The organism is Mycobacterium sp., from assembly GCF_044223235.1.
Classification (GTDB): Bacteria; Actinomycetota; Actinomycetes; order Mycobacteriales; family Mycobacteriaceae; genus Mycobacterium.
On record NZ_JBGAME010000022.1, the window covers coordinates 59,518 to 83,554 of the forward strand.

The 24,037-nt window shown below is 66.6% G+C and carries 26 protein-coding genes and 4 tRNA genes; 18 read left to right on the plus strand and 12 right to left on the minus strand.

Annotation, left to right across the window (positions count from 1 at the left end):
- Positions 1-16 precede the first annotated feature (16 nt).
- The gene (zapE, locus tag ADBZ6K_RS21155) at positions 17-1,054 is read left to right on the plus strand and encodes a cell division protein ZapE (protein ID WP_526350331.1); all 1,038 of its coding nucleotides are present in this window, start codon (positions 17-19) and stop codon (positions 1,052-1,054) included.
- Between the two features lie 6 nt (positions 1,055-1,060).
- On the opposite strand, the gene ADBZ6K_RS21160 is transcribed toward zapE, so the two are convergent.
- The 5 genes from ADBZ6K_RS21160 to ADBZ6K_RS21180 all read right to left on the minus strand — a co-directional run bounded on the left by ADBZ6K_RS21160 (position 1,061) and on the right by ADBZ6K_RS21180 (position 4,163).
- Positions 1,061-1,609, minus strand: a complete 549-nt coding sequence (locus ADBZ6K_RS21160) for a GNAT family N-acetyltransferase (protein WP_526350333.1) — start codon at positions 1,607-1,609, stop codon at positions 1,061-1,063.
- 253 nt (positions 1,610-1,862) lie between these two features.
- A complete protein-coding gene (locus tag ADBZ6K_RS21165) occupies positions 1,863-2,288 on the minus strand; it encodes a TIGR03618 family F420-dependent PPOX class oxidoreductase (RefSeq protein ID WP_526350335.1) in 426 nt (141 codons plus the stop codon).
- 38 nt (positions 2,289-2,326) lie between these two features.
- Positions 2,327-2,920 carry a methylated-DNA--[protein]-cysteine S-methyltransferase gene (locus ADBZ6K_RS21170; protein ID WP_526350337.1) on the minus strand — a complete coding sequence of 198 codons (594 nt, stop codon included), beginning with the start codon at positions 2,918-2,920 and terminating at the stop codon, positions 2,327-2,329.
- Entirely contained in the window at positions 2,917-3,393 is a 477-nt protein-coding gene (locus tag ADBZ6K_RS21175) for an RNA polymerase sigma factor (RefSeq protein WP_526350339.1), read from the minus strand. The genes ADBZ6K_RS21170 and ADBZ6K_RS21175 overlap by 4 nt, the downstream gene beginning before the upstream one ends.
- 41 nt (positions 3,394-3,434) lie before the next feature.
- Positions 3,435-4,163, minus strand: a complete 729-nt coding sequence (locus ADBZ6K_RS21180; RefSeq protein WP_526350341.1) for a Clp protease N-terminal domain-containing protein — start codon at positions 4,161-4,163, stop codon at positions 3,435-3,437.
- 202 nt (positions 4,164-4,365) lie between these two features.
- On the opposite strand from ADBZ6K_RS21180, the gene ADBZ6K_RS21185 reads away from it, so the two are divergent.
- Positions 4,366-4,674, plus strand: coding sequence for a DUF732 domain-containing protein (locus ADBZ6K_RS21185; protein WP_526350343.1), 309 nt, complete (start codon positions 4,366-4,368; stop codon positions 4,672-4,674).
- 416 nt (positions 4,675-5,090) lie between these two features.
- Complete coding sequence (locus ADBZ6K_RS21190) at positions 5,091-5,465, plus strand: hypothetical protein (RefSeq protein WP_526350345.1); 375 nt, start codon at positions 5,091-5,093, stop codon at positions 5,463-5,465.
- A 60-nt stretch (positions 5,466-5,525) separates the two neighbouring features.
- Here the strand turns inward: ADBZ6K_RS21190 and ADBZ6K_RS21195 are convergent, their stop codons facing one another.
- A complete protein-coding gene (locus tag ADBZ6K_RS21195) occupies positions 5,526-5,924 on the minus strand; it encodes a WHG domain-containing protein (protein ID WP_526350347.1) in 399 nt (132 codons plus the stop codon).
- 911 nt (positions 5,925-6,835) lie between these two features.
- Between ADBZ6K_RS21195 and ADBZ6K_RS21200 the strand changes: the two genes are divergently transcribed.
- Together ADBZ6K_RS21200 and ADBZ6K_RS21205 are read left to right on the plus strand one after the other, a co-directional pair.
- Positions 6,836-7,387, plus strand: a complete 552-nt coding sequence (locus ADBZ6K_RS21200) for a hypothetical protein (protein WP_526350349.1) — start codon at positions 6,836-6,838, stop codon at positions 7,385-7,387.
- Between the two features lie 955 nt (positions 7,388-8,342).
- On the plus strand, positions 8,343-8,468 hold the full coding sequence (locus ADBZ6K_RS21205; RefSeq protein ID WP_526350351.1) for a hypothetical protein: 126 nt from the start codon (positions 8,343-8,345) through the stop codon (positions 8,466-8,468).
- Positions 8,469-8,691: 223 nt separating this feature from the next.
- Here ADBZ6K_RS21205 and ADBZ6K_RS21210 read toward each other — a convergent pair.
- From ADBZ6K_RS21210 to ADBZ6K_RS21220, 3 genes are all read right to left on the minus strand, one after another.
- A tRNA-Val gene (locus tag ADBZ6K_RS21210) sits at positions 8,692-8,766 on the minus strand.
- A gap of 11 nt (positions 8,767-8,777) precedes the next feature.
- Positions 8,778-8,851: transfer RNA gene (locus tag ADBZ6K_RS21215), tRNA-Cys, on the minus strand.
- 26 nt (positions 8,852-8,877) lie between these two features.
- Positions 8,878-8,950, minus strand: a tRNA-Gly gene (locus ADBZ6K_RS21220).
- A gap of 763 nt (positions 8,951-9,713) precedes the next feature.
- Here ADBZ6K_RS21220 and ADBZ6K_RS21225 point away from each other — a divergent pair.
- Positions 9,714-9,785, plus strand: a tRNA-Val gene (locus ADBZ6K_RS21225).
- 313 nt (positions 9,786-10,098) lie between these two features.
- Here ADBZ6K_RS21225 and ADBZ6K_RS21230 read toward each other — a convergent pair.
- Both ADBZ6K_RS21230 and ADBZ6K_RS21235 read right to left on the minus strand, forming a co-directional pair.
- A complete protein-coding gene (locus ADBZ6K_RS21230; RefSeq protein ID WP_526350353.1) occupies positions 10,099-10,521 on the minus strand; it encodes a hypothetical protein in 423 nt (140 codons plus the stop codon).
- Positions 10,522-11,104: 583 nt separating this feature from the next.
- Positions 11,105-11,707: an aromatic amino acid lyase gene (locus tag ADBZ6K_RS21235; RefSeq protein WP_526350392.1), complete on the minus strand. Its 603-nt coding sequence runs from the start codon at positions 11,705-11,707 to the stop codon at positions 11,105-11,107.
- Between ADBZ6K_RS21235 and ADBZ6K_RS21240 the strand changes: the two genes are divergently transcribed.
- The 5 genes from ADBZ6K_RS21240 to ADBZ6K_RS21260 all read left to right on the plus strand — a co-directional run bounded on the left by ADBZ6K_RS21240 (position 11,633) and on the right by ADBZ6K_RS21260 (position 16,028).
- Complete coding sequence (locus ADBZ6K_RS21240) at positions 11,633-11,914, plus strand: glycine betaine ABC transporter substrate-binding protein (RefSeq protein ID WP_526350394.1); 282 nt, start codon at positions 11,633-11,635, stop codon at positions 11,912-11,914. The genes ADBZ6K_RS21235 and ADBZ6K_RS21240 overlap by 75 nt on opposite strands.
- Before the next feature lie 255 nt (positions 11,915-12,169).
- Complete coding sequence (locus ADBZ6K_RS21245; protein ID WP_526350355.1) at positions 12,170-12,295, plus strand: hypothetical protein; 126 nt, start codon at positions 12,170-12,172, stop codon at positions 12,293-12,295.
- Between the two features lie 3 nt (positions 12,296-12,298).
- Positions 12,299-14,515: a xanthine dehydrogenase family protein molybdopterin-binding subunit gene (locus ADBZ6K_RS21250; RefSeq protein WP_526350357.1), complete on the plus strand. Its 2,217-nt coding sequence runs from the start codon at positions 12,299-12,301 to the stop codon at positions 14,513-14,515.
- Complete coding sequence (locus ADBZ6K_RS21255; protein WP_526350359.1) at positions 14,512-15,048, plus strand: (2Fe-2S)-binding protein; 537 nt, start codon at positions 14,512-14,514, stop codon at positions 15,046-15,048. Before ADBZ6K_RS21250 ends, ADBZ6K_RS21255 begins: the two co-directional genes overlap by 4 nt.
- Positions 15,045-16,028 (plus strand): FAD binding domain-containing protein, encoded by a 984-nt coding sequence (locus ADBZ6K_RS21260; protein WP_526350361.1) that lies wholly within the window; start codon positions 15,045-15,047, stop codon positions 16,026-16,028. The genes ADBZ6K_RS21255 and ADBZ6K_RS21260 overlap by 4 nt, the downstream gene beginning before the upstream one ends.
- A gap of 14 nt (positions 16,029-16,042) precedes the next feature.
- On the opposite strand, the gene ADBZ6K_RS21265 is transcribed toward ADBZ6K_RS21260, so the two are convergent.
- Complete coding sequence (locus ADBZ6K_RS21265) at positions 16,043-17,758, minus strand: helix-turn-helix domain-containing protein (protein ID WP_526350363.1); 1,716 nt, start codon at positions 17,756-17,758, stop codon at positions 16,043-16,045.
- A gap of 100 nt (positions 17,759-17,858) precedes the next feature.
- On the opposite strand from ADBZ6K_RS21265, the gene ADBZ6K_RS21270 reads away from it, so the two are divergent.
- From ADBZ6K_RS21270 to ADBZ6K_RS21300, 7 genes are all read left to right on the plus strand, one after another.
- Positions 17,859-18,908 (plus strand): ABC transporter substrate-binding protein, encoded by a 1,050-nt coding sequence (locus ADBZ6K_RS21270; protein ID WP_526350365.1) that lies wholly within the window; start codon positions 17,859-17,861, stop codon positions 18,906-18,908.
- Complete coding sequence (locus tag ADBZ6K_RS21275) at positions 18,905-19,735, plus strand: ABC transporter permease (RefSeq protein ID WP_526350367.1); 831 nt, start codon at positions 18,905-18,907, stop codon at positions 19,733-19,735. Before ADBZ6K_RS21270 ends, ADBZ6K_RS21275 begins: the two co-directional genes overlap by 4 nt.
- Complete coding sequence (locus tag ADBZ6K_RS21280) at positions 19,732-20,511, plus strand: ABC transporter permease (RefSeq protein ID WP_526350369.1); 780 nt, start codon at positions 19,732-19,734, stop codon at positions 20,509-20,511. The genes ADBZ6K_RS21275 and ADBZ6K_RS21280 overlap by 4 nt, the downstream gene beginning before the upstream one ends.
- A 19-nt stretch (positions 20,512-20,530) precedes the next feature.
- A complete protein-coding gene (locus ADBZ6K_RS21285; protein WP_526350371.1) occupies positions 20,531-21,277 on the plus strand; it encodes an ABC transporter ATP-binding protein in 747 nt (248 codons plus the stop codon).
- Positions 21,274-22,260 carry an amidohydrolase family protein gene (locus ADBZ6K_RS21290; protein WP_526350373.1) on the plus strand — a complete coding sequence of 329 codons (987 nt, stop codon included), beginning with the start codon at positions 21,274-21,276 and terminating at the stop codon, positions 22,258-22,260. The genes ADBZ6K_RS21285 and ADBZ6K_RS21290 overlap by 4 nt, the downstream gene beginning before the upstream one ends.
- Complete coding sequence (locus ADBZ6K_RS21295) at positions 22,253-23,458, plus strand: FAD-dependent oxidoreductase (protein WP_526350375.1); 1,206 nt, start codon at positions 22,253-22,255, stop codon at positions 23,456-23,458. Before ADBZ6K_RS21290 ends, ADBZ6K_RS21295 begins: the two co-directional genes overlap by 8 nt.
- Before the next feature lie 92 nt (positions 23,459-23,550).
- Positions 23,551-23,985, plus strand: a complete 435-nt coding sequence (locus ADBZ6K_RS21300) for a cupin domain-containing protein (RefSeq protein WP_526350377.1) — start codon at positions 23,551-23,553, stop codon at positions 23,983-23,985.
- Positions 23,986-24,037: the final 52 nt, after the last annotated feature.

Here is a 24,037-nt window from a genome sequence, read left to right on the forward strand (position 1 = left end):
TCGATAAAGTGCCTCCATGAACGGGTCCAGCGCAGTGAGTCACCTGGCCGATCGGCGTCCGACCGTCACGCCGGATCGGCTGATCGCGCAGCTGGTGCCGCCGCCGACGTTCGCCGAGGTGAGCTTCGAGAGTTACCGTCCCGATCCGGCCGAGCCGACACAAGCCGCGGCGGTCGGGTTCTGCCGGCGCTTCTGCGACGAGGCGACCAAACGCCGCGAGGGCAAGCGGAAGATGTTCGGCAAACGTGAGGCGCTGCCGGGTGTCGGCATTTACCTCGACGGCGGCTTCGGGGTGGGCAAGACCCATCTGCTGGCGTCGTCCTATTACTTGCTGTCCTCGCGCCAGGCCGCGCCGGCGGCGTTCGCGACGTTCGGCGAGTTGACGCAGCTGGCGGGGGTGTTCGGGTTCATCGAGTGCATCGAGCTACTCGCCGACTACGTCGTGGTGTGTATCGACGAATTCGAGCTCGACGACCCGGGTAACACCACGCTGATCTCCCGGCTGCTGTCCCAGCTGGTGGAGCGTGGGGTCTCGGTCGCGGCCACCTCGAACACGCTGCCCGAGCAGCTGGGCGAGGGCCGGTTCGCCGCGCAGGACTTCATGCGGGAGATCCACACGCTGGGGCAGATCTTCACCACGGTGCGGATCGAAGGTCCCGACTACCGGCATCGCGACCTCCCGCCCGCCCCGCAACCGCCGACCGACGCCGAGGTGTCCGACCGGGCCGCCGGGGTCGCGGGTGCCACGCTGGACGATTTCGACGGGCTGTGCGCACATCTGGCGACCATGCATCCGTCGCGGTACCTGACGCTGATCGAGGGTGTCACCGCGGTATTCATCACCGGGATGCACCTGATCGACGACCAGAACGTGGCGCTGCGGCTGGTGTCGCTGACCGACCGGCTCTATGACGCAGGCATTCCGGTGATGGCCTCGGGTGCCAAGGTCGACACGATTTTCAGCCCCGAGATGCTGGCGGGCGGATTCCGCAAGAAGTATCTGCGGGCGACGTCGCGGCTGCTCGCGTTGACCGCAGCGGGTATGAAACTCTGACCCGGGTCAGGGCAGCGGGCGGGCCATCACGTAGTCGTTCTCGACCGCGGCGCCGAGGCGGAAAGACTTGGTGCCGGTGATGACGAAGCCGTGCTTGGCGTAGAAGCGTTGCGCGCGGTTGTTGGCCTGGTTGACCCCGAGCCAGATGCTCCGCAGGTCCAGTGCGGCGGCTCGGTCGACGGCGGTGCTCATCAGCGCGGCCGCGACTCCCGCGCCGTGACCGTCGGGCAGCACGTACATCTTGGACAGTTCGATGGCCGGGCGCTCGGTGACCGCGCGCTGGACGTCGGGGTCGTCGGGCACGCCGCGGATGAGCATCGCGTAGCCGAGCGCCTTACCGTCGACGCCGCGGGCCAGCAGCACGACCCGGTCGGGGTCGGTCAGGTAGCCGCGGAATCGGTCTTCGGAGAGGTGCTCGGAGACGAAGGCGGCAATGTTGTCCTCGGTGGCTGAGGCCGGACAGGCCAGCGGAAACGTCCGCGCCGCGACGTCGGCGAGTTCGGGAAGGTCGGCGGGCGCGGCCGCAGCGACGTCCGGGGTGATTTGCGCGGCCACCGTCAGCCCAGGTTCGGTTGGGCCTGGTGGATGCCGCTGAGCCGGTCGATCAGCATCATGTTGGACACCATCTCGCGGTAGCTGTCCACGAACATCTCGCCGGTGGCGGTGGCTCCGGCGAGGTGTTCTGCAGCTCGTCCGGCACGCCGGAGAGCGTCACGTCGGCGAAGATGCCACAACCCTGTGTGCTCCTGCCGCCAGACCGCATGTCTCGCATGATGGCACACGCGCGCGGCAGCGCTGCGGGGTTCCCCTACTGCGCCCAGGGGCCGACGCCGCCGACCTTGTCGATCCGGATGTGAGTCAGGTAGCCGGGCGGCGGGTTGTCCGGCGGGAACGGAACACCCGGCGGCACCCGCGTCTTGGCGAGCTCCTCGAGGAGTTCCGGTGCGCCGCCGTCGGTGACGTAGGCCGTGCCGTCGATCGCCAGATACGGCGTCATCGGCTGACCATGTCCCGCGGCCGCGACGATCGTCACCGCGACGCGCGGGTCGCGGCGAATGTTGCGGACCTTCTTGTGCTCTGCCAGGTGTGCGACGACCAGTTCGTCGCCGTCGGGGGTGGACTGCAATGCCGCCCACACCAGGGTGACCTGTGGGCTGCCGTCTGGGTTGAGAGTGACAAGGGTGGCGTCGGACGCCGATTCGACGAGTTCACGGGCGGCGGGATCGAGTCTCATGAGCAGTTCTACCGTTGTCCAGCCACTTTCATTCCCGGTCAGGCCGCCTCCAGCTCCAGCAGCGTGGATTTCGCCGTCTGGCCCCCGATGTACTGGCCTGTCGAGCCGTCCGACCGCACCACCCGGTGGCAGGGGATGACGAGCGGAAGGGGGTTATGCGCGCAGGCGGTGCCGACTGCCCGTACCGCGCGCGGGCTTCCGATTGCGGCCGCCACCGTCGCATAACTCTCCCGATGGCCGTAGCCGATATCGCGGAGGTGTTCGATGACGCTGCGCTGGAAGCCGGAGCTGAGGCGCAGATCCACCGGCAGCTCAAAGGTGGTGCGCCGCTTGGCGAAATACTCCTCGATCTGGCGCGCCGCGTCGTCCAGTCGGGCAGGTGCGTGCAGGATCCGAGGGCTCACCGTCTCGGCCAAACGGGCGAGCACGGCGGTATGGTCCTCCACGTCGTAGGCGACCCGGATCAGGCCGACGGTGGTGGCGGCCAGCAGCAGAGCGCCGACGGGGGTGTCGACGCGGCGGTAGGCGATGTCGAGAACGCCGGCCTCATCGGCGGCTGTCTCGAGGCGGCGGTGCAGGTGGGCCAGACCGGCGGCGTCGGCCTCGATCTCGTCAAAGATGTTGGTGCTCATGCTGATTGGTCCTTCGGGTAGATCTTGCGGAGCGTCCTGATGCCGTCGGCGGCGGCGCGACGTGCGGCGTCGGGGGAGTTGCCGAGCAGTTCGGCGATCTCGGTGAACGGCAACCCGGCGATGTGGTGGTAGGCCACGGCCTGCCGCTGTTTGGTGGGCAGCCGGCCTAGCGCGGCCCACAGGTCCGGGTGGCGTTCCGCGGGATCGGCGTGCGCCGCTTGCCGGTCGGGCAGGGTGTTGGTGGGGACCGGTGTGCGGGACCGGGCGCGGCCGACGTCGAGGGCGCGGCGGTGGGCGATGGTCACCAGCCAGGCTTCGACGTTGGCGTCGCCGGGTAGGTCCGGATATGCCCGCAGCGCCGACAGAAAGGTCTCCGACCATGCGTCATCTGCGTCGACGGGGCCCACGACGGCACGGCAGACACGCAACACGGTGGGGCCGTGCTGGGCAACCACATCCTCGAACGGTCGCACTGTCACATCATGTAGACGCCGCGGCGGTCCGGTTTGTGAGATCAGCTTGTGCCGATCTGCTGCAGGGCGCTGACGAGGTCGCGTTCGAAGCGGCCCTTATCGATGCCGAGCCGGTGCAGCGGACCGCCGCCTTCCTCGACCTCGAACAGCGCCAGCAGAAGGTGCTCGGTGCCGATGTAGTTGTGGCCCAACCGAACCGCCTGGCGGAAGGTCAGCTCCAGCGCCTTCTTGGCCGGACCGTTGAACGGGATCAACGCAGGCGGTTCGCCGTCGGAGGGAGGCGGCAGGGTGATCGCCTCCTCGACGTCGGCGGTGTCGATACCCTGGCTGGCGAGCAGTCTGACGGCGAGCCCGTCGGGATCGGCTACCAGCCCGAGCAGCAGGTGTCCCAGGGTGATCTCGCTGTTTCGCGCCTCATGGGCCTTGTTCTGTGCGACGACGACGGCGTTGCGCGCGCGTGGGGTGAATCTGCCGAAGCCGGCGCTGGGGTCGAGCGCGGCCGATTCGAAGTCGGGTGCCTTCGGAACGAAGCGCTTTTGCGCGGCCTGCTTGGTGACGCCCATGCACTTGCCGATCTCGGTCCACGACGCGCCGGACCGCCGCGCCTGGTCGACGAAATGGCCGATGAGGTGGTCGGCGATCTCATCGAGAGACTCGGCGGCGAGAACAGCATCAGTGAGTTGTTCGAGTGGTTCGTCGTGGACTCGCTTGATGATGTCGATGAGATCGTCGAGTCGCACGGGATAGGAGATCTTGGCCGGCTGTGGCATGTCGTCAACTGTAGGTTGACGTTGCAGTGGCGTCAATGCGCAGTTGACGACGACGCGTGCCTGGCTTATCGGTCAGGTGAACGCGGGAACCCCGGCGCGGAAGTTCGTTTGCGCGAGATTTGATGCGCTTCAGCAAACCCCTGCACGCGGTTTGCCGGTGACGTAATGTGCAACTTCACAGTGAGTCTCCAGGAGGTGTGCAGTGCGTGGCAAGTTCGCGTTGATGGCAGTGGCGGCCGGCACCGCACTGGCGACCCTTTCGGCCGCACCGGCGTACGCCGACGAGATCGACGACATCTTTATCGGCGTCCTCGATGACGAGGGCATTCCGTACACCTCGCCGGGTGATGCGATCACCGTCGCCAACGCGGTGTGCTCATACATGGCCGACGGAAACACGTTGGTGGACGCCACCTATCAGGTGATGGAAGATAGCGGTCTCGGGGCCGCCGACAGCGGATTCTTCGTGGGGGCAGCGGCGGCGGCCTATTGCCCCGATTACGCGCCGTAGCTAAGTCTGTATCGAAACACTTCCTGCACGCCGGTTTTGGCGGGGTCGCCGGGCTTCACGTAGAACGGCCCGCCACCGGGGGGTGGTGGCGGGCCGTGCGCGGAGCACCCGGAACGGGGAAACCGGAATGCTCACCGGGTGGAGCCCGCTACGGGCGGTTCGACCATTACCGCCCGCAGCGCGTCCTCCCATAACCATCACAACGCACCAGCGCCCGAATGCGAACCCCTCGCAGCAGACTCGCAGCGAGCCGTGGGGAGCCAGACAGCCTGCCGCGCTGGCGATTGTGCACGCCGGGTTGCGGGTGCCGCTCGTTTCTGTCCACGAATCGCGGCGGATCCCGCCCCGCAGGTGGACATGCGGTGCCACGATGGCAAGTGGTCGAGATCATCCCAGGAGCACGGAGAGGTCAGACGATGGCGGACGAGTCGGGCGGTCAGGTCAGCGGCCAGTTGAACGAGCTGCTGCAGGACAACCAGAGCCGGATCAAGGCGCTTGCCGACCAGATGGTCGAGCAGTGGGATGCGCAGCGCAAAGCGTTCGGGGAGCTGTTCGAACAGCAGTGGGACGCCCAGAGGAAGGCGGTGGCGGACCTGTTCGACAAGGAACGGGTCGCCGAGGTCGCCGAGAAGTGGGACTCCCAGCGCAAGGCGCTGGCAGAACAGCTCGAACAGCAATGGGTCGACCAGCGCAAGGCCGTCGCCGAGCAGCTGGAAGAGCAGTGGACCGCTCAGAAGAAGGCGGTCGAGGATTCGTTCAAGTCGCTGGGTGGGATTTTCAACAAGCCCTGATTCACGGCCCGTCGTAGCGAGCCGATGGGCCGCCTGGCATCGGCGGTTGGGCGTGTCCGCTTACGTAATGGCGGAGAGTTCAGTGACGAGAAGATCGAGGCGGTCGGAATCTCGCCCGGGACGTAGTCGGCCGCTGCGGGTCAGCGTGATCATTCCGTGTAGCGCTGCCCAGAGCACCTCGGTCAGGGTGTCGACGTCCTGGTTGTGGGCGAGGGCGGTGACTACAGCACGGAGTTGGGCGAAGGCGGCCGACAACTGATGCGGCGTTTCGGCGGTGGCGGAATGCAGCGTGTTGGCGCGGGTGAACATCGCGTCATAGACGGCCGGGTTCTGTTGGGCGAAGTCGACGTTGGCACGGGCAACCTGTCGCAGCGCCTGTTTGGGTGTCGAGATGCGCTCGATCGATATCTGGCGGGTGGGCAACGGGATATTCGTCGAGCACTGGGACGAACTCAACACGCTGCAGTTTCTTGAGCAAATGACTGCTCTGCCACAGCTGGCGGGCGGCGACGCGTGATCGAGCTCGCCAGGATTGCCGCTGGCATGGCGGTGTTGGGGACCGCGGTCGTCTACGGCTCCGACGTCTTCTGTGCGATGGTTCTTCGGCCCGCTCTGGCTCGTGTCGATGACCGGTGGCTGGTTGCGGTGATGGGATACGTGCATCTGTACGGCGACCGACGGATGCCGATTCCGGGAGTGCTGGGCACTGTCGGCGCGGCCACCAGTGCCGCACTCGCCGCGGTCGCCGGCCGTCTCTGCCGGTGCCGCCGTGGGCCTGCTGCTGGTCTGGCTTGTGCTGTATGTGCGGGTGAGCGCGCCGATCAATCGGCAACTCGCTACAGCCGCCACGACAGGTGAAGTCCCACCGAACGCCCGTGTGCTGCAAGGTCAGTGGGACCGAATCATCACCGGCAGGGCGGTCGTACAGGGCCTTGTAGCCGCCCCCTGTGTCTCACGCTGATGACCTGATCAGCGCACAAACATCACTGCGCCGTTCGCGACCGAAGGGATACCGAAATCGCGTTCCAGCTCAGGATTTACACGCTGCGCTCGGCCGAGGCGCTCAAGCAGTACGCGCGACAGTGGGTCGTCGCGGTCGGTCCCACCGAACAGATGGGGGTCACGTCAGCGAGCCGCACCAGGAAGACGCGGGTGCCGCGCGTGAGCTGGTCGAGCAGCTCGCCGACGGACACGCCACTCAAACGCCCGGTTCAGCATCGGGGTCATGGCCGTTACCGCGAGCCCCACCAGCAGCTGCGCGAGCATCGCTAACTGGAGAATTGTTACCGCTTCGACCTAAAAGGTTTACACTCAGTGAGTTGGCAAAGTCGGAAAAGTATGCTAACTCGCCCCCGAGGAAAGGACCTCCGATGAAGCAGTCCACATTCCTGTTCCCTCCCGCTATCGCCGGTGTGGCCCTTGCCGCCCTAGTAGGGCTGGGCACGCCAACCGCCTCGGCCGCGCCCGGGGCCGCCGTCAACGTTAGCGGTATCGGCGTTAGCGTGGGCGACGCCGATGCCGATGCCACCTTCGGCAACGCCGCTGCGGCGCTCAACGGTGGTTCGGCCAGCGCGAGCGGCGGCATGGGCAACATCGCCCTCGCCATCGGCGAGAACAGCGTGTCCGAGATCAACGGTGGCTCCCTCAACGTCGCCGCCGCCAATGGCGAGAACAGCACAGCCAGCGTGACCGGCGGCGGCAGCAGCAATGTCGTGACCGCCAGTGGCGACGACAGCTCAGCCCGCGTGGAGGGCGGTAGCGCCAATATCGTGTTCGCGGGCCGCAACTCCGGCAGCGAAGTCGTCGAGGGAGCCAACCTGAACGCCATGGCCAACTTCTGCGACAACGGCACCACGATCGTCAGCGCGCAGTCCGCGCGCATCACCATCAGCCCTGGCACCGACCCTTGCAAAGAAAAGTAGACCCGCCCGACGGAAAGCCCCAGGTCGTTGTCCCACTTGGGGCTTTCCGATAGCCCCTTCAAGTGACAACCCCCACCGTGTGGCAGCACCCCTACCGGCGCGAACCGCACAGGGGGGTCCGGCCGGCCGGGCACCCGGTCGCTCGCACGTTCAGCTCGATCGATGCCGTCTACGACAAGTAGTGGCTGATTCCCGCCGACCTCGTGCGGGCGATGACATTGTGGACAGCACCGGGGCGTGCTGCGCGCATGTAACTTGGCGGGGTCTCGTCGCGATGAAACAACGCCGAGCGCCCACGGCAAAGCCTCGCCGGGCAGACGCGAGGTGTGGGCGAGCGCGTTGAGCAACGCACAGTCACACCTGCGGCTGTTTGCTGACGGCCGCGTCGGCTACACGCCTGAAACCTGATCGGCAGTAATCGCGCCCACGATCACGAGTACGGCGCAGCCAGTGCGGCCGTTAGATCTCCGAGGATTGTCTTGGCTTCGGCGCCACCGGTGAGGAAGTGGCGGTGTAACGGACTTGGTAGCGACCCGACCGCATCTTGGTGATGGTTGCGAAGCTGCGCACCAGCACTTATGCATCTCACCGCCCACCGGCGCTCTGTTGACCGCCGGTCGCACGTTCACCGCCCGCATTGATGCCGAAGCGTGGATCACCGACAAGCGCCCCGAAATCGAACGTGGCCGCTGGCGGGACAGCACCCTCGCGCCGCCGGTCACGTTCGCCGAGTACGCCGGAACATGGCTGGACAACCGGCACGTGTCGGGTCGCCCGATCAAACCCCGCACCCGAGAGCTCTACGCCCGAATCCTTGAGGATCACCTGTTGCCGACGTTCGGGACAAGGCACCGGCCGGTATCGCGCCGAAGGACGTTCGGGACTGGCACGCGGCCACCCTCACCGAAAAACCCACCATGCGTAGCCACACGCCTACAGCCTGCTGCGCACCATCATGGGCAGCGCCGTCAACGATGAACTGATCAACAACAACCCGTGCCGCATCGTCGGGGCGGGCCGCGCCAAGCGCGTCCACAATATCCGGCCCGCATTAGTCGAAGAGTTGGACGTCCTCACCTAAGCCATGCCCAGGAAAGACCCATTCCCTGACCCGGCCATCACATTGCCGGGTGCCCCGGGGCCGTGCATCCAGCAGCCGCAGTGACCGCTGATGGGCAAACGCAGGTGCCCCGATGGGAAGCCGCTTCCGACATTGCTGCCAGCGCCATGTTTTCCAGGTGTTGGTGGCATATCGGTTGCGGCGCTAATCGGGTGCCCCAAAAGCACGCCTTGAGCATCGGAGCTGGTGCGCGATACTGGGATTGAACCAGTGACCTCTTCCGTGTCAGGGAAGCGCTCTCCCGCTGAGCTAATCGCGCCGGGATCCTGCTGGAGGTGGAGACGGGAATCGAACCCGTGTGCACGGCTTTGCAGGCCGTTGCCTCACCACTCGGCCACTCCACCGCTGGGGTTGATGCGACTGCACCTCGAGCGGATGACGGGATTCGAACCCGCGACCCTCACCTTGGCAAGGTGATGCGCTACCAACTGCGCTACATCCGCGCGCCACGGACGAGATCGTCGCCCATCGCGATGCACGACGATAGTCCACGCAAGCGTCGGCACACAAATCCCCTCCCCGCGGCGAGTCGTGGCTTCCGGCGAGGTCAGGACAGCGAGTATCGCTCGCGTGAAAGCGAGAATGCGCCGCCGTGCGCAAAGTCCCAGCATCGGATGCCTGCAGAGGTGCTTTCGCAGCGCAGGCGCCCGGCGGTGATGGTGTCGCCGAACGCCAGGGGCGGTCCGCTGTTGAGCGTGGTGTCGCCGGCGCAGACGAATCCAGCGGATCCACCTCCTCGGGAGTGAGGTCCTGGCCGAAATCCGTGAAGTCAGGACAGTCCGCCGGCTTCGGCGGCGGCGCCCAGTCACGCTCACCGATGTCGCACTGCACAGTCTCCGGATCGATGTAGCAGCCGATGTTGCCACTGCGCGAGGTGAACCCCGTGCCCTCGACAACCTCGGTGTCGCCGGTGAGAACGACGTCGACGCCGTCGACCGTGACGACGGGTGGGTGGTCAGCCAAGGCGATGGCGCCGCCGGCAAGCACAAGCATCGTCACGCCGACGGGGCAAGCAACCTGCAGTAACCGACCGCGGCGAGCCATGTTCGGCAGGTTGCCGGGACTTCGACGCGGCGGCCGCTCGATCTGGCAAAGCCGGCGTCGGCGGTCCGGACGTGTGCGGGACTATGGATTCGGGGCTCGAAGCCTGTCCGTGCTAGTGTTCGACGTCGTTCGGCCCGTCGATCGCACGTCGACGGACTCCCCGGTCTCGTAGCTCAGTGGGAGAGCGTCCGCCTCACACGCGGAAGGTCGCTGGTTCGATACCAGCCGGGACCACCCACCATTTTTCTGCGCATCTGCCCCATGCCGTCGACGTCATACCGGCTGTGGATCGTCATGATTCGTTCTTAGTACTTCCTGGACGGGGCGTTCGGCCCGCTCAGGCATTAAGGAAACCTCAGACGGGGTTCAACAGATCCGAGTGATTTCCGCAGGTCCGAGCACGGCCAAGGGCTAGGGCGCCCCGTAGGCCGCCGCGATATGCTCCCGGTCGCGCTGGTGCCGCCGATGTGTATGTTGAACCGTAGCGAGTACTGCGCTAACTACGCTGAGGGCTCCCGGCACCGCGATCAAGGCGATCGGCAGCCAGTCAATCGTCATTGCTCTGCTCTCCTAGCGTGATAATCCAGATGATACTCACGCCGATCACGAGGCTCACGACAAAAGCCGTGACGGACCATCCGAAGATGTGATCGGGAGGGGCTGGTATCGCATGCCGGGGCATCGTTGTCGGATCGTTCCAGCGGACGCTCCAGTACTCAGCACTCTTGATCCGTGCGTAAAAGAGCGCGCCGCCGAATAGCACCGAGATTGCGCACACCACGTTGAAAATTGCATACAACGAAAGGCGGCTCTTGGCGTTCGCCAGCAACTCGCCAATAGAACCAATAGCCAAAACGGCAGAAATCAATATGAGTTCGCCTGTGGCGATGACATCAACGATGCTGCTGGGCTCGCCGGTCGACGCCCGTTGCGAGCTGATCAAGTACAGCGGCGTGAGCCCACCGACCACACCGAAGAGTATCCAGACCACAATTCGCCGACGCACAGCATGAAGAAATTCTCGACGCGACGACACCACCAGCCCCCCAAATCGACGTTCGATGATGCAGCGAGATAATACGTTGACCAGGGGCTCGAAGCTCGCAGGATGCCCGCGGGAGTTGGGAAGTGACGCGCGTCAGAGTGAGGACGAAACCGTTCGAAGGTCCGGCGCCGCCAGCGCGGGAGGTCGCGTTCTACCTGTCCAACACCGAAGCGGGCTGGCTCTTTTCACATCCGGAATGTGCAGGATCGTCCGCTGAGGGCGCGCGCGATACCAATGCAACGGTCAGGGGATCAGCGACGACCGCGAACCGCTTCGTGGACAACGCCTCCAAACGAGGCAGCTAACCGCGCCAGTGGCGGTGAGACCTACGACATGGTGTGTTGGCACGCCGCAACCGACCGCGTCGCTGTGGTAGATATCGGCCCGACCCGGGCAGGAGGGTGGTGGGCCGTCAAGGGCCAACCACAGGATTCACTTCCCCGGCGAATGACCATCGCATTGATGGCGTCTCGGTGGGGCCTACCGCGCCGACGCGCGGGCCTCAACCCTACTGCGGCACAAGTCGTCCGATGTGGTCGAGCAGGGACTCCGCCAACGCGATGTCACCGCGAAGGTCTCGGTCCTCATCATTTCGGGGGAGGCCCGCGCCGAGTGCGATCGCATCGCCGACAGCGCCCGAGTATTGATCATCGAGGCCACGCTGCCGCAGCAACCGCACGGCGCCCAACAGTTCGCAGCCGAGCAGTACGCGATACGCGGCGATGGACCGCTCGAGTTGTTGCGCGCCCTGCGACGCGAAGGTGGCGTCCTCTTCGGCACCTCTCGACAGCACCAGTGTGCCCGCCGACGCCGGCTGAGCGGCGTTGCGGATCTCGGCGATGGCACCCGCGGCGACGTACTCGACCATCATCAACCCAGAGGAACCGTCCGGTCCGCCGGCGAGGAATGCTTTGCCGCCGTTGGTATCCGGATCATTGAGCATTCTGATTCGGGAATGCGTGATGGGTGCCGTCAAGGCCAGTGCGAGAGTGGTTCCGTCCAATTCGAGTGCGAGCGAGGCCTGATAGAAAGCGCCGTGGTGGACAACCGCATCTCCGTCGACGTCGAACAGCGGATTCTCCTGCGCCGTGTTCAGGGTCCGCTCGAGGATGACAAGTCGCTGTTCGCTGCGGAGAACGTCGTCCCGGTTATCAAGTCCGCCAAGCAGACCGACACCATCACCACAACACTCGACTCCGTGTCGGCCAAACTGACGACCGACGACCTCATCTCGATGAACGCCGAAGCAGCCAAGGGAACCAACCTCGCCGACATCGCCACGAAATGGCTCGCCGACGCCGGCCTCAGCACCAAATGACCTAGGCCGGGAGTCTCCCCGGTCGGCGAACACCGACTCGTGCCAATCGAGCCGCGGCAGGGAAGTGTCATTGCGGTGGATCGCCGCATATGGGGGCTAGCCGGAATGACCGCTCCCTGCCAGCACGCCCACGATATGGTGGTCAGCATCGAAGACAGGAGCGGTCGCACGGACAAAGGTCGAAGTGGTCAGCGAACTCGGCCGAAGGGGAACGACTTGACCGCCTCGATCACTCGCAGCTCGGACTCTGTCTCCTTGATCGACGTGAGCTCGGTGCTCGTCGCGAGCTTCGGCACACACGTCGATGATCTGCCCGAGTTGCCGTTCACGGCAACGGATCCGCTGATCGTGGGCCGGCGCAATCCCATCGAGAAGTACTAGGGCATGCCTGATCTCGTCGGAAGGCCGATCAGCCGGGTCGAGGGCCGAGACAAGGTGACAGGCCGTGCCCGCTACACCGCGGACACCCCTGTCGCCGGGGTGACGTACGGAATGCTCGTCCAGTCGCAGATCCCGCACGGCCGCATCACACCCGAATCGATGGCGGCCGCGGCGGCTCGCGCCGCTGCCGCCCCGGGAGTCGTGCACGTGCTGACTCCGTTGAACTGCCCTCCACTGCAGGAGCTTCCAGCCGATCTGACATGGGACCTGCCGCTGGAGCGGCGTCCGCCGCTGTCCGATCTGGCGGTGCACCACGTCGGTCAGCACGTGGCGCTCGTCGTCGCCGATTCGCCGGAGAATGCCGCCGACGCCGCTTCGCGGATGACGTTCGACTACGTCGTCGCGCATGCTCAGCTCTCCGCCGCGCAGGTGCTCGCCGAACCGGTGGTGCCCGACGGGGATGACGGCCGGGTCCGTCACGGCGTCTACCACCCCGACCACTTCGTGAAGCTGGCCGACGAGAAGCTGCAGGACCGCCGCGGACCGTCCGTCGAGCCGCCCGGCGTCAAGGTGGAAGAAACCTTCACCACAGCGGTGAACGCGCACTACCCGATCGAGCTGTCGGCGACGATCGCACAGTGGGACGGTGACTCCCTCACCGTCCACGACACGACGCGGTGGATCACCGGTGAGCGAAGGGTGCTGGCGGCCTATCTCGCGATTCCCGAAGAGCGGATTCGCATCCTCTCGCCACTGGTCGGCGGTGCGTTCGGGTCCAAGAGCTTTCTGTGGATGCATGTGGTTCTGTGCGCGGTCGCGGCGCGTGAGATCGGACGACCGGTCAAGCTGGTGCTCACCCGCGACCAGATGTTCACCTCCACAGGGCATCGCCCGCGCACCGAGCAGCGGGTGGCCCTCGTCGCCGATCACGGCGGTGAGATCGTCAGCACCGAACAGCACACGCTGACCGAGACGTCGACCGTCGCGCACTTCTGCGAGCCAGCCGGCCTGTCGGCGCGCTTCCTCTACCGCTCACCGCGTCTGGAGGTGTCACACACCGTCGCCCGAATCAACTCGCCCACGCCGTGTTTCATGCGCGGCCCAGGCGAAGCGCCGGGGCTGTTCGCGCTCGAGGTCGCCATGGACGAACTCGCCGAGGCAACCGGAATGGATCCACTCCAGCTGCGCATGGCCAATGTAACCGACCACGACCAGACCAACGGCCGACCTTGGTCGGGTGCGCATCTCGACGAGTGTTACGCGACGGGAGCACGCAAATTCGGCTGGCACGATCGCCCTAGCGCACCGAGATCACTGCGCCGCAACGGTGTTCAGGTCGGCTGGGGCATGGCGACGGCCACTTACCCCGGCCGTCGGATGCCCGCGGGCTGCCAAGTGCAGACGTCGGTCGACGGCACAGTCCGATTCAGTGCGGCGACGCATGAGATCGGCACGGGCGTCCGCACCGTCATGGCCCAGTTGGCGTCCGACGTGACTGGACTGCCGCTATGGCAGGTCAGTTTCGAGTCCGGCGATTCGTCCTTCCCCGACGCGCCCTACAGCGGAGCATCGCAGACGACCGCGACAGTCGGTTCTGCCGTCTACGCCGCGGGCCTGGAGTGGCGGCGACGACTCGACACGCGCCGGGAACCGGGCAGCGCCGAGTCAGCGTCACGGCTCTTGGCTCGCGGCGGAGCGGAACTCGCGGCGCACCTGTCGTTCACGGTTTCCAGCGGCGGGGCTCCCGAAGGCGGCGCGGTATCGCAATCCTTCGGCGCGCACTTCTGCGAGGTCGAGGTCGACGAGTTGCTCGGGCGCGTCACCGTCACCCGCTGGGTCGCGGTGCTGGACTGTGGGCGGGTGCTCAACCCCAAGCTGGCCACCAACCAGGTGATGGGCGGCATCACCTTCGGGCTGGGAATGGCGCTGCTCGAACACCTTCCGGTGGATCCGCTCACCGCGCAGCCGATCGGCGAGTACTACCTGCCCACCCACGCCGACCGCCCTGATTTCGACATCACGTTCGTCGATCGTCCCGACCCCAGCCTCGACCCGATCGGTGTCCGCGGGATCGGCGAGATCGGTGCCTGCGGGGTGCCTGCGGCCATCGCCAATGCGATCCACCACGCGACCGGAAAACGGCTGCGAAACCTGCCCGTCACCCTGGAGACGTTGCTCAAGCCGCTCGAACCGGCCCGCGCAGAGAGGAATCCGCAGTGACCGGCCAGGCTCACCGTGTCGGCTTGAAGGTCAACGAAGTCGCACACGACATCGAGTTGGATGTCCGTTCCACGTTGCTCGACCTGTTGCGCGAGCGGCTGGCGCTGACGGGCACCAAAAAGGGGTGCGACCACGGCTTGTGCGGCGCTTGCACGGTCGAGGTCGACGGCGAGCGGGTACTGAGCTGCCTCACGCTCGCCGTTTCGGTCGACGGAGCCAGTGTGCGGACCGTCGAGGGAATGGCCGACGGCGACGAGCTGAACCCGGTTCAACAGGCTTTCGTCGACCACGACGGATTTCAATGCGGCTACTGCACCCCCGGGCAACTGACGTCGGCATGCGCGGTGCTCCGTGAGCATGCGCGCGGCGACCTTTCGGCCGCGACGTTCGACGGCCCGCTGTGCGACGTCGCAAAGGGTCCGACCGAGTTGTCCCACAACGAGATCAGAGAGCGGATGGCGGGGAACATCTGTCGGTGCGGTGCGTACGCGAACATCGTCGCGGCCATCGCGGAGGTGTCCGAGCGAGCATGAAGACGTTCGAGTTCCGCCACGCTGTCTCCGTCGAGGACGCCATCGAAGCCGCGGCAGGTGGTGCGCAGTACTTCGCGGGTGGTACCAACCTGCTGGACCTGATGAAAACCGGTGTGCAGGAACCGGCTGCGCTGATCGACGTCGGCCGCCTGGGTTTGCGCACGGTGGAGCGGACAGCGGCGGGTGGGGTCCTGATAGGCGCCGGCGTCACGAACTCCGCGCTGGCCAACGATCCGCTGATTCGGCAGGACTACCCCATGCTCTCTCAGGCGATCCTGTCGGGGGCCACGACGCAGATCCGCAACATGGCCACCGTCGGCGGAAACCTGATGCAGCGCACGCGGTGTCCGTACTTCATGGATCCGGCATTCGACCAGTGCAACAAGCGGGTGCCGGGTTCGGGTTGCACCGCCCGTGCCGGCTTCAACCGTGAACACGCGTTGTTCGGTGCCAGCGCCGAATGCGTCGCAGTGCACCCGTCCGATATGGCGGTCGCACTGGTGGCATTGGATGCGGTCGTGCACGTGGTCGGCGCCGGGGGCGCCACGGCGATCCCGATCAACGATTTCTTCGTGCTACCCGGCGTGCACCCGGAGCGGGACACCGCCCTGGATGGAACCGAACTGATCATCGCCGTGGAACTGCCGGCGCCGTCATACGCGACCCACAGCTGGTATCTGAAGGTCCGCGATCGGCACAGCTATGCGTTCGCGCTGGTATCGGTGGCCGCCGGTCTGGAGATCGACGACGGTGTGGTGGAGTCCGCGGCCATCGTTCTCGGCGGAGTCGCCGCGAAGCCATGGCGATTGCCTGCGGTGTCGGGGGTGCTCGCGGGGAAGCATCCGTCTGCGACGGCATTCCGGGACGCCGCACGTATCGCGGCGGACGGTGCTTCACCGTTGAGCCAGAACGGATTCAAGGTCGAGCTGGTCGTGAACTCGGTCTTCCGGGCGCTGCAGTCCGCGGCCGCCCGCGCCTAGCCGTGGGGTGGTGGTCAGCCGAGCGATGCGATCCGCGACACGGTGAGTGCGGCCGTCAGCTGAAGCAGGTCGCCGGGGCGGGACAGGCGCAGCCCCGTGAGCTCCTCGAGTCTGCGGATCCGCTGCGCAACGGTGTTGGGATGCAGGTGGAGCACCGCGGCCGTCGCCTGGCGGTCCAGGCCGTGGTCGAGAAGTACCCGGGCGGTGCGCAGCAGCTCGGTGGATCTTGCCTCGTCGTATTCGATGGCGCGGCCGAGCACCGACAAGGCGAACTGGCGCAACCGGTCTGGATCGTCGAGCTGGAGCAGCAGGTGATCGACGGTGATCTCGTTCAGATCGATCACCGCCGAATCGGTTCGGTCTCCGGCCAGATCGAGTGCGCCACGGAGGGTCCGGAAGGCGCCGGGTAACTCATGGGCCGTCAGCTCGGGCGACACCGCGGCCACCGCCTGATCGGCCGTCCCGGTGGTGGCCAGTGATTCCACCAACTGCGACGCGAGCTCGACTGTCGAGCCGGCACTCGCCCGTCGATGTGCGGACGACGACGGAACGACCACGACGACATCACCGCGGTACACGGCCGACAGGGGTCGCGGTTTCGCCGCGGCGACGAACCGGTCGGCCGCCGCAAGTACCCGCTCGGTGGCGGGGCGCCCGTCGGATCGTCGTGACTCCGGGCACCGGATGGCGATGAGCGTCTGCCCGCCGGAAAGGTTCCAGCCCAGTCGGCGCGCTCGGACCAGTAGTGCGGCCATCCCGGCGTCGTCGGCGGTGAGAAGATCGGCGACCAACGAGCCGCGAAGGCGCTGTTCGACTTCGGCGGCGGTGCGGGCCCGCAACAGCTCCAGAGCCGTGACGGTGGCGGCGTGCTCCACTGCCCGGATCTCGAGCGCGGACAGCTCATCCTGTTGCGCGGCAATCTGGATCTGCGCGACGGATGCGCCCTCGAGCACCACATCGGCCACGGCGTGACTCTCCCGCGGTCCGCCATTGTCGGCCCACCCGGCACTGCCAAGCGCTTCGTCATAGACGTCTCGGATCCGCACCGGGCGATCGAGCAGCTCGGCCAGTGCGCGCGCGACCCCAGACACCCCCTCGCCGCGCAGTGCGGTCGCCGTGAGCAACCGGTGAACCTCTTCGGCACGGCGCAGCTCCCGGATCGTCGCCTGTTCCTGGGCGCGCAGCTGCGCGGTGCCCAGTGCTATCGCGACTTGCGTCGCAAGCGTTTTGACCAAGGTGATCTCGGCACGGTCGAAGCCGTGCGGCTCGGCGCGGTACCCGTTGAGGACACCGACGGTCGCCTCGCCTCGTCGCATCGGCGCGGAGATCAGCGCTCGATAGCCCTGCTCCTGCGCCACACCGCTCCACGTGAAGTCGGGAACGACAGCGATGTCCTCCAGCGTCACGACGTCTCCGGTTCGGAACGCGACGCTGGACGGAGCCTCCCGCTCGCCGCGCAGGTCCAGCAGGATCGGCCGGTTCGCGTTGACCTGCGCGACGTATTCGGGGGACAGGCCATGGGATCCGACGATCGTCAGAGCCCGGCCGTGGTCGTCGGGAAGGAAGACGGCGCAGAAGTCGTAGCTCAGCAGCGTGCAGGCGGTTCGGGCAACCCGGTCCAGGACGTCGGCAACGGGTTCCTCTCCGCCCACCGCCACCCCGATCTCGGCGAGCGCATCGAGCCAGTGCTCGAGCTGCGGCCCCGCTCCGCTGTATGTGTCACAAGACATAGCCAAGAGCATAAGTGTGTGTCGATAGACATTGTCGACAGTGGTCTGCCGCACGCATGGTGGTGGTCGTGATCATCGTCACTGAACAGGGAGGTTGTTGGTGACCCTTTCGCTTCGCACCTGCGCCACGACGGCCGTGGCAATCGTGTCCGCGGCCACGGTCGCGCTGTCCACGGGGTGCTCCGCAGGCCTCGGCGGCCCGGCGTCGTCGCGGACGGCCGCCGACGGCGTCATCCGCTTCACGTTCGCCCCCGACCCGATCTGGGACTACATGCACGACACCGGGGTCGTCGAGCAATGGGAGGCCGACACCGGCTACTCGATCCAGACCAGCGCCACCTGGGACGAATTCGGGCTCTTCGCCGGCGGACACGCCGACATCATCTCAACGGCGTCCTTCGAGGTGCCCGGGTTGGAGGAACAGACGGAACGGGAGACGGTGATCATCGGCCGCTACAACGCCGAACGCAGCCGCATCCTCGTGCGCGCCGATGATCCCGCCGAGACGCTCGCCGACCTCAAGGGAAAGCGGCTCGGAGTCTTCACCACCGTCTCCGGCACGCTGGTGTGGAGCGCGCTGGTCAAGCAGATGCACGACCTGCAAATCGTCGACGGCGACTTCGATGTCGTGGTGGCCGATATCCAGAACCTGTCCAACCTGTTGGCGCGCGGCGAGATCGACGCCTGCATCTGCTACCCGGACCTGTCCGCCCGCGAACTGCGGGACGGCTCGGTGCGTCCGCTGTACGACGGCAAGTCGTCGGCCGACCTGTTCGCCGAACTCGTCGCCCCGGGGCATGACGGCCCGATGGGCAATGTGTTCGTTGCCCGTAAGGACTGGGTGGACGGCCATCCGGGGGAGGTGGCGGCCTTCCTCGACCTGTGGGACCGCGGTCTCGTCGAATGGTCCGAACACCGCGACGAGATGATCGAGCGCTACCCCCAGCATTTCGCCGTCGCCACCCCCGAAGACATCGAGTTCATGAAGAGCTATGTGGCCCAGCATGACTGGGTGACCGACCGGGTCCGCTTCGATGCCAAATGGGCCGAGGACGAGAGCTCGATCTTCGATCTGATGCGCACCACCGGTGTGATCGCCGGCGACGAAACCGACCCACAGTTCCTGCCGACCGAAGGAGTCCACCCGTGACCCAGACTGTCGCCCCACCCGACACCCGGTCCGAGCCGGTGCAGCCCACGCCCCGTCCGGCACCCGGTACGCCGCTGTGGCGCCGTCGCTGGCTGGTCTCCGGCGTGACGCTCCTCCTGACCATCGGTGCATGGGCCGCGGTCGCCGCCTGGGTCGACGACCCGATCCTCCCGCGGCCCGCCGGTGTCGCCGAGCGGGTTGTCGCGATCATCGCCTCGGGCGAGGCGTTCACGAACTTCGCGGCGAGTATCGCCAAGATCGCCGCGGGCTTCGCCATCGCGATGATCGGCGGACTGGTCATCGGATTCGTCATGGGGCGCAGCAGTTTCATGACGTCCTACTTCTCGCTCCCGCTGTTCGTCCTCGGCAATATGCCCGGTCTGACCTACGCGGTGTTCGGACTGCTGATCTTCGGGGTCGGGGCCGGTGGCCCGATCGTGGTCTCGGCGCTGGTGGCGCTGCCCTTCATCGCGATGAACGTCGCGGAAGGTGTCCGCTCCGTCGACGGCAACCTGCTGGCGATGTGCCAGGCCTTCGAACGCAAGCGCTCCGACATCCTGCGTCACCTCTACCTGCCTGCGCTGACCACGTTCGTATTCGCCGGGGTGCGATACGGCTTCGCGATGGCGTGGAAGGTGGAGGCTCTCACCGAGGTGTTCGGCGCGAGCAACGGCGTCGGCTTCATGATCCGCAAGGCATACCAGGAGTTTCAGGTCGACGACATGCTGGCCTGGACGGCACTCTTCATCGTCGCGATGGTGCTGATCGAACGCGGTCTGGCCCACCTCGAGACTCGATTCTTCGCATGGCGAAAGGAACTCGCGTGACCACACTGCAGTCCTGGCAGCGTCGACTAAGCGGCCAAAGCATCTCGGCCACCGCCACTCTCGCAGCAGTCCTGAGCATCTTGGCGGCCTGGCAGCTGGCGGTCGTCGTCGGCAACCGGGTGCCATCGGTGAACGAGACGGTCCAGCGGCTCGGCGCGGAATCAGCCGCCGGCGAACTCTGGGGCAACCTCGCGATCAGCATGAATCGCTTCGCGCTCGGACTCGCCGCGGCGCTGGTGGTGGGCGCAGCGATCGGCGTGGTGATGGGGCTTTCGCGGGTTGCCGACGTTGCCCTGTCCGACCTGACGGCGGCGGCGCTCGCGATCCCCGCGGTGATCTGGGCCCTGCTGACCACCATGTGGTTCGGGTTCGGCTGGCTCACCCCGGTGGTGACCGTGTTCCTGTCCGGCCTGCCGTTCGTCGTCGTCAACATCGCGAAGGCCACCCGTGCGGTACCCGCCGACGTCCTCCTGATGGCGCGCGCCTTCGGTGTGTCTCGGACCCGTGTGCTGCGTCAGATCGTCGTGCCGGCGGTCGCCGGATCCACGGTCGCCGCCGTGCGATTCGCGATCATGAGCGCGTGGAACGGACTACTGCTCGCGGAGTGGTTCGGCGCCACCTCGGGCGTCGGCTGGCGCGCCCGCTACTGGTACGACGCCAACCAACTCGACGGCTTCCTGGCCTGGGTGCTGGTGTTCATCCTGCTCCTCGTCATCGCCGACCTACTGATCCTCGGACCCATCGAGCGCTTCGCCACCCGCTGGCGCAACGCCTGACCAAGAGAGCGAGACAACCATGGCTTCCATCGAAATCCAACGTCTGATCAAGGAATTCACCGATCGACGGGGTGCCGTCACCCGTGTCATCGACGATATCGACCTGACCATCTCCGGAGAGACCTTCGTCTCCGTCGTCGGTCCGTCGGGCAGCGGCAAGACGACGCTGCTGAACATCGTGTCCGGCATCGAATCCCGGACATCGGGCAGTGTCCGACTCCGCGCCGGCGTGCGGGACGCGCGAGTGGGCTACGTCTTTCAGGATCCGCGCCTGCTGCCGTGGCGGACGGTGATGGCCAATCTGGGATTCGTCCAGCACGAGCGCGCCGGCTGGCAGGAGAGGGCGGCCCACTACCTGGACCTGGTCGGCCTGAGTCACTGCGCGGACAGGTTCCCCGCTCAGCTGTCCGGTGGGCAGCAGCAGCGCATCGGTATCGCGAGGGCGTTCGCCGTGGAACCCGACGTGCTCTTGATGGACGAACCGTTCAGCCACCTCGACGCGATGACCTCCCGGACGCTACGTGAGCACCTGGAACGCATCTGGCTCGAATCCCGGCGCACCGTCATGTTCGTCACGCACGATGTGACGGAGGCGGTTCAGCTCTCGGACCGGATCGTGGTGCTGGCGCCCGGCGGACGGATCCACGAGATCATCGACGTCGACCTGCCGAGACCGCGGCGGGCGTCGGACCCCGCGGTGGCCGTGCTCCAGGCCGAGGTGCTCGCCCGCTTCGAGGCGCTCGAGGCCGTGAGGTCGGCGGCATGACGGTGCGGCCGGGGCCGATCGACGTCCACGCGCACTGGCTTCCCGACGACCTGTTCGGGCTGGCGCCGGGTTCCCCGCTCCCGGCGTTGCGCGACCACCGCGGCCAACTGCATCTCGGCGATCTGCCGCTGTCCATCGAGACCGAGGCGATGAGCGATGTACAGCGGGTCCTCGCCGACACCGATGCCGCCGGGCTCGGTGCGCGTGTCATCTCCGCTCCGCCCTTCGCCTTTCCGGTCGCCGCGGCCGACGGTGTCGACGAGTTCGTCCGCAGCTTCAACGACGCGCTCGCCAAGGCGTGCCGGGACAGCAGCGGGCGGCTGCTCGGGCTCGGTCTGGTGACGCTGCATGACCCCGAAGCCGCCCGCAAACAGCTCCTCGAGATCGCGAACTCGGCAGAGGTGCGCGGAATCTCGGTGCCGCCGCTGCTCGACGGGACGTCATTCGACGCCGCGCCGATGCGGGACATCCTGGTCGCGGCCGCCGAGCATGACCTCGCGGTGCTGGTGCACCCCATGCAGCTGCCGCGGCCGGAGTGGTCGTCTTACTACCTGACCAACCTGATCGGGAATCCCGTCGAATCCGCCACGGCCGCAGCAGCTCTCACCCTCGGCGGCGTCATCGACGAATTGCCGCGGTTGCGGATCTGCCTCGTACACGGCGGCGGATGTGCGCCGGCGCTGGTGGGGCGCTGGCAGCACGGGTGGCAGCACCGGGCCGACGTCCGTGCGGGTGGCAGCAGGGCGCCCCGGGAGGCTTTCACCGAACTCTGGTTCGACACCCTGACACACGATGTCGCCGCCCTGAGGCTACTGGCCGCACACGCGGACCCGCAGCGGCTCATGTGTGGCAGCGACTACCCGTTCGACATGGGAACCCCAGACCCCCTTTACCTCTCCCACGCGGCGGACATCGACGACGCCGTGTTGGAAGCCAACGCCCGGGTGTTCCTCGGGCTCGACACAGGAGAAGGACATGAATGACAGCGCGCGGCAGGACTGGAGCGGTCACCGGGCCCTCGTCATCGGGGGTTCGATCGGCGGCCTGACGACGGCGCTATTGCTGCGCAGGCTCGGCTTCGACGTCGACGTCTACGAACGCACCCCGAGCGACCTGGACGGCAGGGGAGGCGGGATCGTGCTGCAGCCCGACACGCTGCGGTGGTTCGTGGAGTGCAGCAGCCAACGCCCGGAAACCGTCAGCACATCAACGCATTTCGTCCAGTATCTCGGGCCGGACAATACGGTGGTCTACCGCGAGGAAGCGCCGTGGCGCTACACCTCGTGGGGGACGTTCTACCGGGCGTTGCTCGCCGACTACGGCACCGGGCGCTACCACCTCGGCGAGTATGCGGCGGGCTTCGATCAGGACGCCGACGGTGTGGAGGTGCGGTTCACCTCGGGGCGACGCGAACGCGCCGACCTGGTGGTCTTCGCCGACGGCATCACCTCGCCGAGCCGACGCCGGATCTCGCCGGAATCCCGGCTCGAGTACTCGGGATACGTCGGGTGGCGTGGCACGGTGCCCGAAAGCCAGGTGTCTGCCCAGACGTTCGAGCTGCTGCGTGGCTCGATCAGCTACAGTCTGGCGCCCCACACTCACATCAACGTGTACCCGATCCCGTCGCAGGATGGCGGCCTCAGGCCGGGGGAGCGCCTGCTGAACTACGTGTGGTACCGCAATGTGGCCGAGGGGCATGCGCTCGACGAGTTGATGACGGACAAGCGGGGCTTCGTCGCGGGCGTCTCTCTGCACCCCGGTCAGGTGCAGGACCGCTTTGTCGACGAGATGCGCTCGGCGGCATCGCAGGTGCTCGCACCGGCGGCGGCGGAAGTGGTGCTGCGTACCGAACAGCCCTATCTGCAAGCCGTTTACGACGTCGACGCCCACCAGATGGCGATGGGCCGTATCGCACTCGTCGGGGACGCGGCGAGTGCCGCGCGGCCCCACGCCGCGGCGGGCACCGCCAAGGCCGCCGCCAATGCGTGGGCGCTCTACGACGCATTGTCCGACAGCGCCGATATCGCCGAGGCGCTCGCCAAATGGGAACCCGGCCAGCTCGAACTTGCCCAGCGACTGGTGCGTCGGGTCAAGGAGATGGGGACCCGTTCGCAGGTCGATTGCACGTGGGTGCCCGGCGATCCGGAGAACCGGTTCGGCCTGTACGGGCCGGGCCGCTAGACCACACCGCCGGCTCGACCACATTGCCGGCTCGACCACACCGCCGGCTCGACCACATTGCCGGCTCGACCATATTGACGGAAGGAACAGCAATGACCAGCACCAAGGACTTTCTCACCGACGCCCCGCTGGCCGGTTCGCTGGTGGCCACGAATTTCGACGGATGGAGCGACGAGCTGCGCGCCGAGTTCGAAACGCATTCGCATGACGGGCACGTCGGCTCCCGGCTGCTCAGCCAGAACGACAGAGTGCGGGTCTGGGAGATCAGGCTCGCTCCCGGGCAGCGCTGGCACGCCCACCGTCATGTGCTGGACTACTTCTGGACGGCAGTCAACGCGGGCCGCAGTAGACAACACACGTCGGACGGCACCACCCGCGACGTTTCCTACGGTGCGGGGGAGACCCGTCACTTCACCTTCGCCGAGGGCGAATACCTGTTGCACGACATCGAGAACGTGGGCGACACGGACCTGGTGTTCACCACGGTCGAGCACCTCGACTCGGCGAACGCCCCGCTGGACCTCTGACCGGAACGTGGCTCAGGAGCCAACGGAAAAGTGTGGGGGGGGGGGGGGGGCG

What these genes read in the sequence shown, in the direction of transcription:
- ADBZ6K_RS21250 (WP_526350357.1), top strand. Translation starts at nt 12,299, where the DNA reads ATGCCTGATCTCGTCGGAAGGCCGATCAGCCGGGTCGAGGGCCGAGAC.
- ADBZ6K_RS21170 (WP_526350337.1), bottom strand. Translation starts at nt 2,920, where the DNA reads ATGAGCACCAACATCTTTGACGAGATCGAGGCCGACGCCGCCGGTCTG.
- ADBZ6K_RS21260 (WP_526350361.1), top strand. Translation starts at nt 15,045, where the DNA reads ATGAAGACGTTCGAGTTCCGCCACGCTGTCTCCGTCGAGGACGCCATC.
- ADBZ6K_RS21180 (WP_526350341.1), bottom strand. Translation starts at nt 4,163, where the DNA reads ATGCCACAGCCGGCCAAGATCTCCTATCCCGTGCGACTCGACGATCTC.
- ADBZ6K_RS21165 (WP_526350335.1), bottom strand. Translation starts at nt 2,288, where the DNA reads ATGAGACTCGATCCCGCCGCCCGTGAACTCGTCGAATCGGCGTCCGAC.
- ADBZ6K_RS21295 (WP_526350375.1), top strand. Translation starts at nt 22,253, where the DNA reads ATGAATGACAGCGCGCGGCAGGACTGGAGCGGTCACCGGGCCCTCGTC.
- ADBZ6K_RS21290 (WP_526350373.1), top strand. Translation starts at nt 21,274, where the DNA reads ATGACGGTGCGGCCGGGGCCGATCGACGTCCACGCGCACTGGCTTCCC.
- ADBZ6K_RS21190 (WP_526350345.1), top strand. Translation starts at nt 5,091, where the DNA reads ATGGCGGACGAGTCGGGCGGTCAGGTCAGCGGCCAGTTGAACGAGCTG.
- ADBZ6K_RS21285 (WP_526350371.1), top strand. Translation starts at nt 20,531, where the DNA reads ATGGCTTCCATCGAAATCCAACGTCTGATCAAGGAATTCACCGATCGA.
- ADBZ6K_RS21200 (WP_526350349.1), top strand. Translation starts at nt 6,836, where the DNA reads ATGAAGCAGTCCACATTCCTGTTCCCTCCCGCTATCGCCGGTGTGGCC.
- ADBZ6K_RS21205 (WP_526350351.1), top strand. Translation starts at nt 8,343, where the DNA reads ATGGGCAGCGCCGTCAACGATGAACTGATCAACAACAACCCGTGCCGC.
- zapE (WP_526350331.1), top strand. Translation starts at nt 17, where the DNA reads ATGAACGGGTCCAGCGCAGTGAGTCACCTGGCCGATCGGCGTCCGACC.
- ADBZ6K_RS21300 (WP_526350377.1), top strand. Translation starts at nt 23,551, where the DNA reads ATGACCAGCACCAAGGACTTTCTCACCGACGCCCCGCTGGCCGGTTCG.
- ADBZ6K_RS21265 (WP_526350363.1), bottom strand. Translation starts at nt 17,758, where the DNA reads ATGTCTTGTGACACATACAGCGGAGCGGGGCCGCAGCTCGAGCACTGG.